Here is an 8,758-nt window from a genome sequence, read left to right as displayed (position 1 = left end):
CTTTGCTGGCAATACCGTCAAGATCGAGCAGTTCAATGACTTTTTCTGCCAGTTGTCGGGGCTGCATGCCAAGTTTTTTGGCAATGGCCATCACACCGTTAGCTTGATAATCGCCAAATTGAGCTTTGGCAGATTGGCGAACCTGAGGTTCGCTGCCTGCTGGAGCACCTGCTGCAATCAGCGCCTGGCTGACTTTATCTGAGAGAAGAGCCTGAATATTCACCGGGTTACCTTAATTACGCACAAAAAACATATTAATGACGCACACGAGCATCTCTGTGCCAGTTAATTCAAACGGGGCCAAAAAACCTATCACGCCAGCAGCGGGAAGGTTTGGCAGAGCGTGAGTCACAAGATGGCAGGATTTATACCATATTTGGCCCCCGACGTCAGCATCAGGCCGGTGGTTACTGTCATAAATGGAATAGCGGATTATTGTGTGTATGTACCCTGGATAATTCGAGTGAGCGAGAGCAGCCAACGCGCATGCAGCTTGAAGAATGACGGGGATAGATTAAATATGGCTGATTAGAACTAATAACTGTAGATTATGGCCGCTTCAATGCCGGAAATAACAGTTAACAGGAGAATAAAATGAGCAGCCTGAAAGATATCGTCGAATTATCGGACTTATTAACAGACTTGCCCTATTTTGAACAAAAGCTGGTTGTTTTCGCGGCTAAATTAAATCTGGATTTGACGCAATTCAGTGCTGACCATATTTCATTGCGGTGTCATCAAACAGAAACGGCACAACGCTGGCGCAGTGGTTTACAGCAATGTGGCAATTTGATGTCCGAAACACAAATTAATGGCCGATCTATTTGTTTGTTCGATTTAACGCCACCACTAGTTGTTGGGCCTTGGCAAATAGATTGTGTGGAATTACCTTATCCGGGGAAAACATATTATCCCCATGAAGGGTGGGAACATGTTGAACTGGTACTACCGGGTGACCCACAAACCTTGATGCAGCGGGCTCGCGCCTTATTACCGACTACCCTGCCAGAGGGGGTTACGACTAAGTTTAGTTCTCCGCAAGGCGAGCATGAGCGCTTAGCCAATCCAACATTTGCGGTGAGTGATGGTGAGATAACCATTAAGTTTCACCCTTATACTTTGCGGCAAATTGTAGCTAGTGAGCGTAATGGCTAACGTATATGGGTTATTTATTTCGATACCGACTATCACTTATGGTTATCACTGTGACTGGCGTCTACTCATGGATTCAAAATGAGTGCCATAGTGAATGCTTCAGTGTGCTTGATTAACGCTTTTTTAGTGTGAGACATTATTTAGCCTGTTATTTAGTCGATTAACTATTAAGCCGATATTTATATGCTGAGAAGTCATAGGGTATTTACTGCCGCAGTGGCATCCGTCAAACGGGGGAGAGAATGACTAAATTGGAAATTTGTTGCTATAGCGTGGATTGCGCGCAAATAGCAGAAAAGGCAGGAGCCGACCGGATTGAATTATGCTGCGGTCAGTCCGAAGGGGGCTTAACGCCGAGCATCGGTGCATTAATGCAGGCCAGAGAGACGGTTACCATTCCCGTACACCCAATCGTTCGCCCGCGCGGGGGGGATTTTTGCTACAGCGACAATGATTTCGCCATCATTAAAAATGATATTGCCAGAATCCGTGATATGGGGTTTGCCGGGGTGGTCGTGGGCGTGCTGGATATTGATGGTCACATTGATATGCGCCGGATGCGAGAAATTATGTCTATTAGTGGCTCATTGGCGGTCACTTTCCATCGGGCATTTGATATGTGTCAGAACCCAATGATTGCGTTACAACAATTAGCGGATCTGAATGTGGCGCGAATTTTAACCTCAGGTCAGCAACAGAATGCTGAGTTGGGGCTGGCATTATTGAAAGATTTAGTTGCCGCCACTCAGGGGCAAGGACCGATTATCATGGCCGGGGCGGGGGTTCGTCTCACGAATATGCAGAAATTTATTGATGCCGGTATTCGGGAGCTTCACAGCTCTGCTGGCCGAACTGTGCCGTCAACGATGAAATACCGCAAAGCGGGTGTGACAATGTGCGCCGACAGCGATGTTGATGAGTTTGCTCATTATTGTGTAGACGGTGAAGTGGTTGAAGCGATGAAAAGTTTGTTGGTGATGGGCGCGCCATTACCACAATCTGCTTAGATTTTGCGCATTTGCAGTGGTAAAGTTGTCAATGCCCCGGCCAATCCGACCGGGGTTTTTTTATGGTTTACGGGCGATGAGTACCGCTCGGAGTGGGGCCGGATAACCTTCAACCGTTTTAGTGGGATCGTTCGGATCGAGGAATTCAGCTAATGACTCACTGGTCATCCAATCGGTACGGCGTTGCTCATCGGTAGTGGTCACGGCCATATCGGCAATTCTGACATCGACAAACCCACATTTTTCCAGCCAGGCTTTCAGGGCTGGGGCCGAGGGAATAAAATACACATTCCGCATCTGAGCATACCGATCACCGGGCACTAATACCTGCTGGCTATCACCTTCGACCACTAAGGTCTCAAGCACCAGTTCTCCCTCATTAACCAACTGATTTTTAAGTTGATAGAGGTGATCCAACGGTGAACGGCGATGATACAGCACGCCCATTGAGAATACGGTATCAAAGGCCGCCAGTTCCGGCAGTTGTTCAATACCTAATGGCAACACATGGGCTCGCTGGTCACCCCCAAGCAATTTACGAATAGCTTCAAACTGGCATAAAAATAGCTGCATTGGGTCGATTCCCACCGCCAGATGTGCACCTTCACCAATCATGCGCCATAAGTGATACCCGCTGCCACACCCGACATCCAGAATAGTGCGACCTGCTAGTGGACTGATGTGTGGCAAAACTCGCTGCCATTTCCAGTCGGAACGCCATTCAGTGTCAATATCTAACCCATACAAAGAGAAGGGACCTTTGCGCCAGGGCATCAGGGCGCGCAACATGTTTTCCATCCCTTCACGTTGCCCCGCTGAAATCGGCGGAGTCATCTCTGCCCGCACACCCTCGCGTAAATCCAGCGAGGTTGGCGTGAGCTGCGGCAAGTGCTCAACAGCGTTAAACCAAGTTTTAAACTTACCGTGTAATGATTCGCGCTGCCAGGCACTGAGCTGAGCGGGCAGGGTGTCTAGCCATGGGCTTAGCGGGCCTTTGGCAATCAGCCGGTAAAAATCGCCAAATTCAATCATTGAGCCTCTCCCGCTTTCAGGGCAATTAACGAACCAAAATTAAAACATTGGAACCACACTTCCGCGTGCTCGAAACCGGCCTGATGCAGACGCTTTTTATGGGTTTCAACCGAATCCGTCAGCATGACATTCTCCAGCATGCTACGTTTCTGACTGATTTCCAGCTCGCTATAGCCATTCGCACGCTTAAAATCATGATGCATATTGAACAGTAATTCACCAACATCATTATCTTCAAAGTTGAACTTCTCTGACAGCACCAAGGCACCACCTGGGCGTAGCCCTTGGTATACCTGATTGAGCAGCCGTTGGCGATCCGCTGGCTCAAGGAATTGCAGCGTGAAGTTAAGCACCACCATTGAGGCATTCTCAAGCTGGATATCCAGAATATCGGACTCCACCACGTCTACTGGCGTTTCTGCCCGGAAGGCATCGATATGACGGCGGCAGCGTTCAACCATTGCCGGTGAGTTATCCACGGCAATAATTTTACAGCCTTCGACTTTGATATTACGCCGCATTGACAGTGTTGCCGCACCGAGTGAGCAGCCAAGATCGTAAATCTGGCTATTGGGTTGCACAAAACGCTCAGCCAGCATGCCTATCATCGAGATGATGTTGGAATAGCCGGGCACCGATCGGCTTATCATATCAGGGAAGACTTCAGCGACCTTTTCGTCGAAAGTCCAGTCACCTAACTTGGCAATAGGGGCAGCAAACAGGCTATCACGCTGTGGCGCTGTTGGCCCAGGTTGCTGTTGCGTATCGTGTAGAGATTGCGTTTCGCGTTTTGGCATGGCTGTCATTGACTAAGTAAGAAATGAACAAGAAATTAAAGGCGCGTATTATAACAGAAAACAGAACAAATGAGCGCGATAAAGCGCGAGTGGATAGTCGAGAGGTGAGGGCAGGCATGAAGGCGGCAATTAGCCGCCCGAACTAACTGTGTTCCGTTTGGGAACCGAGCAACAATCCGAACAGGCCTATTAGGTCAGGCTGAAAATCTGATCCCAAGGCAGGTAGTAAATATTAGCAATAATCATCAAAACCAACGAAACATAGGTGGCGCTCATCCCGGAGCGGCGCCAGCGAATTTCGCGATGACGTAAACCATAATAATGTAGCAGGCGGCCAACTATCAGCATCAATCCACAGATATGGAGCATCCATGTTTCAGCACCGTTCATTTCCATCATAATGAGTAAAATGACAGCAATAGGAATATATTCCACAGCGTTGCCATGTACACGGATGGCGGTTTGTAATTCATAAAAACCACCGTCGCCATAAGCGACTCGGTACTGATTTCTCAATTTAACTACATCAAATGAAAGCTTGATCAATAACAGTGCGCCCAACACCACATAAAGCGAGCTAACCATTTTTAACTCCATTGCCCAACATAGACTGGCCAGATAATGATAACCGCCTACCGTGTTACTGTCGCTAGAAAAATGGTAGGAATCACATTTCTTGATACTCGGTTTAGTGTTTGGAATGATGAACTTGTAAGACAGGGATAAACATGACCTGTAGGTAGTGCTGTGTTTGGGTGAAAAATGCACAGTCAGGGTTAAAACAGCGTATCTTGTTCCGGCCAATCTGGGGCTGGGGGTAAGGTGGCAATCACGGTGGCTAATTGCTGCCAAATCTTTTGTGCTTGTTGGGGGGAGTCGCTGTTATCTGGTGTGTGAATGAAAACATAGGGCTGATACTGTTGTTCCCATAGCGGTAGTTTTTGCAACCAAGGCGCAAACAATGCCAGGTTATCCTCCCATTGGTCACCACCAATAAAGCGTACCAACGGCTGACTGCCGGTGACGATCGCGTGCACAGGAAGGCGCGGTTTTTTACTTTGCGCGTCACGAACCGCTTCAGTGAGAGGCTTCGCCGCGTGAATAGGGCGGCTATCAAGCATCACTCGATTGACTGCTCGCTGGTGCAAGCCTTGGTTGAGCGCGCGTTCGGCATCACCTTTGGCAAAAAATTCTGGGTGACGCACTTCCACGCCATAATGGAAACCCGCCGGCAATTTATCAATAAATTGCCATAAACGATGGAGGTCATTTGGCCCGAAAGCGGCGGGTAGCTGTAACCATAATTGTCCAATCCGATCATGCAGCGGGGACAGACATTGGTAAAAGGCTTGCAGATCCTTATCACAGTCACGCAGAGCCGCTTGATGGCTGATTGTCGCCGGGAATTTAAAGCAAAAGCGGAAGTTATCGGGCGTCATATCGCGCCAGCGTTGTACTATTTCCAGCCGTGGCAGTGCATAAAAAGTAGTATTCCCTTCAACACAGTTAAAGTAGCGACTGTAATCAGCCAAGTCCTTGATACCCAAACGGTTCCAGGTTGGGTGTTGCCATTGCGGCAGTCCTATATACATCTTTTACCCTTCTTACTTGGCGCTACAAGTCGCAGTTAGCACAAATTTAACGTTACGCGCTCAGGGCTGCAAGGATCTCGGTACTGTTGCGTACGCGGGAGATGCGGGGGAAGATTTTTTCAACCGCGAATTGCTGCATTTCAGTGCTGGCAGTACTGCAACCATCTTCTGCAATCACGAGTTCATAACCGTGCTCCCAGGCGGCGCGGGCGGTGGATTCAACGCCAATATTGGTGGCAATTCCCGCCAGCACTATGGTTTTGATCCCGCGGCGACGCAGTTGTAAATCTAAATCGGTACCGTAAAACGCCCCCCATTGGTGTTTTATTACTTTGATATCGCTATCTGTAACTGCAAGTTCTGACGGGAAAGTCCACCATGACTCAGGTAAACCACCTGCCGGACTTGGGCTAGGTTGGTCGACCGGTTGTTTCAGCGCCTCAGCAAATGAATCTGACCAACCCACGCGCACGAAAACCACAGGGGCACCGAGCTTACGAAAGCGTTCTGCCAGGCCAGCATTGGTCGCGACGACCTGCTCTGCACTGTAAGGGCCTTTAGCAAAGGGTAAAATTCCCTGTTGCAAATCAATTAGTACCAATGCGGTGGTTTTTGCATCAAGTTTCATGGTGTTATGCCTCGGTATCATTGGATAAATTCTGGACGATAAACTTAATCTGCTGACCAGTTTATGCCAACATATGTTATCGGGACGTCCTTGTGAGGAGATAATTTTGTTAAATGATGTGTTAAAACAGTACTGAAAGAGGTTTTGTCGTGCCTGAGCTGTGCGTTCGCTCTTATCTACGCCACGAATTTCCTTTATAATGACCCCCTTTTTTCAACACTCTTTAATCCAAAATACCTATGCCTATATATGAATATGCGTGTAGCGCTTGCAACCATCGATTAGAGAAATTGCAAAAATTTTCCGACGCGCCACTGACTCAATGTCCTGCGTGTCATCAGCCCGCGTTATCGAAACTTATCTCTGCGGCCGGCTTTCAATTGAAAGGCACCGGTTGGTACGCGACAGATTTCAAGCCGGGCAGTAACAGCAAACCAGATAATAAAAGTAAACCAGACAGTAGTAGCTGAGGCTCAAATTAGGGCTCATCAGAAAATAGCCGCACGGGCAGTGCATAACGCGTGCGGCATCGGCTGAGTAAAAGGATATTGTATGCGTACTGAGTATTGCGGGCAGTTGAATCTGTCCCATGTTGGCCAAGAAGTGACACTTTGTGGTTGGGTTAACCGTCGTCGTGATCTCGGTGGCCTGATTTTTATTGATATGCGTGACCGCGAAGGCATTGTTCAGGTATTCTTCGATCCCGACCATAAAGCCGCTTACGAGCAAGCTTCTGAACTGCGCAATGAGTTCTGTATCCAGATTACCGGTACTGTGCGCGCACGTCCTGACAGCCAAATCAACAAAGATATGTCGACCGGTGAAGTGGAAATCTTTGCCAATACACTGAATATTATCAACCGTTCTGAGCCGTTGCCACTGGACTCAAATCAGACTAACAGCGAAGAGCAGCGCCTGAAATATCGCTATCTGGATTTGCGTCGCCCTGAGATGGCCGATCGCCTGAAAACGCGCGCTAAAATTACCAGCTTTGTGCGCCGCTTCATGGACAGCCATGGTTTCCTGGATATTGAAACCCCGATGCTGACCAAAGCGACGCCGGAAGGTGCGCGTGACTATCTGGTGCCAAGCCGTGTACATAAAGGCAAGTTCTATGCACTGCCACAGTCACCGCAGTTGTTCAAACAACTGCTGATGATGTCTGGTTTTGATCGCTACTATCAGATTGTAAAATGCTTCCGTGATGAAGATTTACGTGCTGACCGTCAGCCAGAATTTACTCAGATCGATGTTGAAACCTCTTTCATGACCGCCGACCAAGTGCGTGAAGTGATGGAGAAACTGGTGCGCGAATTGTGGCAGGAAACCAAAGGCGTCGATCTCGGTGATTTCCCGGTGATGACCTTTGCCGAAGCTATGCGCCGCTACGGTTCTGATAAGCCGGATCTGCGCAACCCAATGGAATTGGTGGATGTCGCTGATTTAGTTAAAGATGTCGAGTTTAAAGTCTTCTCCGGCCCAGCCAATGATGCCAAAGGCCGTGTCGCAGCATTGCGGGTACCGGGTGGCGCGCAGGTCACGCGTAAGCAAATTGATGAATACGGTCAGTTTGTCGGTATTTATGGTGCGAAAGGCTTGGCATGGTTGAAAGTTAATGATCGTGCTGCTGGCGTTGAGGGGGTACAAAGCCCAATCGCTAAGTTCCTCAGTGCTGATGTGCTGGAAGCTATTCTGGCCCGCACTCAGGCTGAAAGCGGCGATATCCTGTTCTTTGGTGCTGACAGCTTTAAAGTGGTGACGGATGCGATGGGCGCGTTGCGTCTAAAAGTCGGCCGTGACCTGGGATTGACCAAACTGGATTCATGGGCACCGTTGTGGGTCGTTGACTTCCCAATGTTCGAAGACGATAGCGAAGGCGGCTTGTCTGCCATGCATCATCCGTTCACTGCACCTAAAGACATGAGCCCGGAGCAACTGGCTGCGGCACCGACTACCGCTATCGCCAATGCTTACGATATGGTCATTAACGGCTACGAAGTGGGTGGCGGTTCAGTGCGTATTCACCGCACTGAAATGCAGCAACAAGTGTTTGGTATTCTGGGCATCAATGAAGAAGAACAGCGTGAGAAGTTTGGCTTCCTGCTGGATGCATTGAAATTCGGTACCCCACCACATGCGGGCCTGGCTTTTGGTTTGGATCGTCTGGTTATGCTGTTGACCGGTACTGATAACATTCGTGATGTTATTGCCTTCCCGAAAACCACGGCTGCGGCTTGTCTGATGACTGATGCGCCAAGTTTTGCCAATCCTGCTTCACTGCAAGAGCTGTCTATCAGCGTGGTAGCGAAGAAAGGGGCCACTGATAGCTCGGCAGAAGAGAATCAGTAATGAATTATAAGCGGCCTGAGTCTATTTTGGCGGTGATCTACGCCAGAAACAGTGGCCGGGTGTTGATGTTACAACGGCGTGATGATCCTGATTTTTGGCAGTCGGTCACCGGCAGTCTGGAAGGTGATGAAACGCCGTTGGAAACCGCCCAGCGCGAAGTAAAGGAAGAAGTCGGCATTGATATACTGGGTGAAAATC

The 8,758-nt window shown here is 48.9% G+C and carries 10 protein-coding genes and 1 pseudogene; 5 read left to right on the top strand and 6 right to left on the bottom strand.

Annotation, left to right across the window (positions count from 1 at the left end; all coding sequences use genetic code 11):
- Positions 1 to 223, bottom strand: a pseudogene (locus tag ACNSO8_RS01350) (arginine--tRNA ligase); the annotation flags it as partial.
- A 371-nt stretch (positions 224 to 594) separates the two neighbouring features.
- On the opposite strand from ACNSO8_RS01350, the gene ACNSO8_RS01345 reads away from it, so the two are divergent.
- Both ACNSO8_RS01345 and cutC read left to right on the top strand, forming a co-directional pair.
- Positions 595 to 1,155, top strand: a complete 561-nt coding sequence (locus ACNSO8_RS01345; RefSeq protein ID WP_019079637.1) for a VOC family protein — start codon at positions 595 to 597, stop codon at positions 1,153 to 1,155.
- A gap of 242 nt (positions 1,156 to 1,397) precedes the next feature.
- Positions 1,398 to 2,162 (top strand): copper homeostasis protein CutC, encoded by a 765-nt coding sequence (gene cutC, locus ACNSO8_RS01340; RefSeq protein WP_019079636.1) that lies wholly within the window; start codon positions 1,398 to 1,400, stop codon positions 2,160 to 2,162.
- 60 nt (positions 2,163 to 2,222) lie between these two features.
- Here cutC and cmoB read toward each other — a convergent pair whose 3' ends face one another.
- From cmoB to ACNSO8_RS01315, 5 genes are all read right to left on the bottom strand, one after another.
- Positions 2,223 to 3,194, bottom strand: coding sequence for a tRNA 5-methoxyuridine(34)/uridine 5-oxyacetic acid(34) synthase CmoB (gene cmoB, locus ACNSO8_RS01335; protein WP_046050819.1), 972 nt, complete (start codon positions 3,192 to 3,194; stop codon positions 2,223 to 2,225).
- Positions 3,191 to 3,991 (bottom strand): carboxy-S-adenosyl-L-methionine synthase CmoA, encoded by an 801-nt coding sequence (gene cmoA / locus ACNSO8_RS01330; protein WP_005169166.1) that lies wholly within the window; start codon positions 3,989 to 3,991, stop codon positions 3,191 to 3,193. The genes cmoB and cmoA overlap by 4 nt, the downstream gene beginning before the upstream one ends.
- A gap of 189 nt (positions 3,992 to 4,180) precedes the next feature.
- Positions 4,181 to 4,576 carry an MAPEG family protein gene (locus ACNSO8_RS01325; protein WP_005165969.1) on the bottom strand — a complete coding sequence of 132 codons (396 nt, stop codon included), beginning with the start codon at positions 4,574 to 4,576 and terminating at the stop codon, positions 4,181 to 4,183.
- Between the two features lie 191 nt (positions 4,577 to 4,767).
- Positions 4,768 to 5,583, bottom strand: coding sequence for a DUF72 domain-containing protein (locus ACNSO8_RS01320; RefSeq protein ID WP_019079634.1), 816 nt, complete (start codon positions 5,581 to 5,583; stop codon positions 4,768 to 4,770).
- A gap of 52 nt (positions 5,584 to 5,635) precedes the next feature.
- Entirely contained in the window at positions 5,636 to 6,211 is a 576-nt protein-coding gene (locus ACNSO8_RS01315) for a hydrolase (protein ID WP_005169172.1), read from the bottom strand.
- 239 nt (positions 6,212 to 6,450) lie between these two features.
- On the opposite strand from ACNSO8_RS01315, the gene ACNSO8_RS01310 reads away from it, so the two are divergent.
- The 3 genes from ACNSO8_RS01310 to ACNSO8_RS01300 all read left to right on the top strand — a co-directional run.
- Positions 6,451 to 6,681 (top strand): FmdB family zinc ribbon protein, encoded by a 231-nt coding sequence (locus ACNSO8_RS01310; RefSeq protein WP_005165975.1) that lies wholly within the window; start codon positions 6,451 to 6,453, stop codon positions 6,679 to 6,681.
- A gap of 82 nt (positions 6,682 to 6,763) precedes the next feature.
- Positions 6,764 to 8,560, top strand: a complete 1,797-nt coding sequence (aspS, locus tag ACNSO8_RS01305; protein ID WP_019083210.1) for an aspartate--tRNA ligase — start codon at positions 6,764 to 6,766, stop codon at positions 8,558 to 8,560.
- Positions 8,560 to 8,758: NUDIX domain-containing protein (locus ACNSO8_RS01300; protein ID WP_418393590.1), on the top strand; the 199-nt coding region annotated here is incomplete at its 3' end. The genes aspS and ACNSO8_RS01300, both read left to right, overlap by 1 nt.

It is taken from the genome of Yersinia sp. LJYL362, from assembly GCF_048323875.1.
The sequence above is the reverse complement of the archived record's forward strand: the minus strand, read 5'-3'. Positions and strand labels throughout refer to the sequence as shown.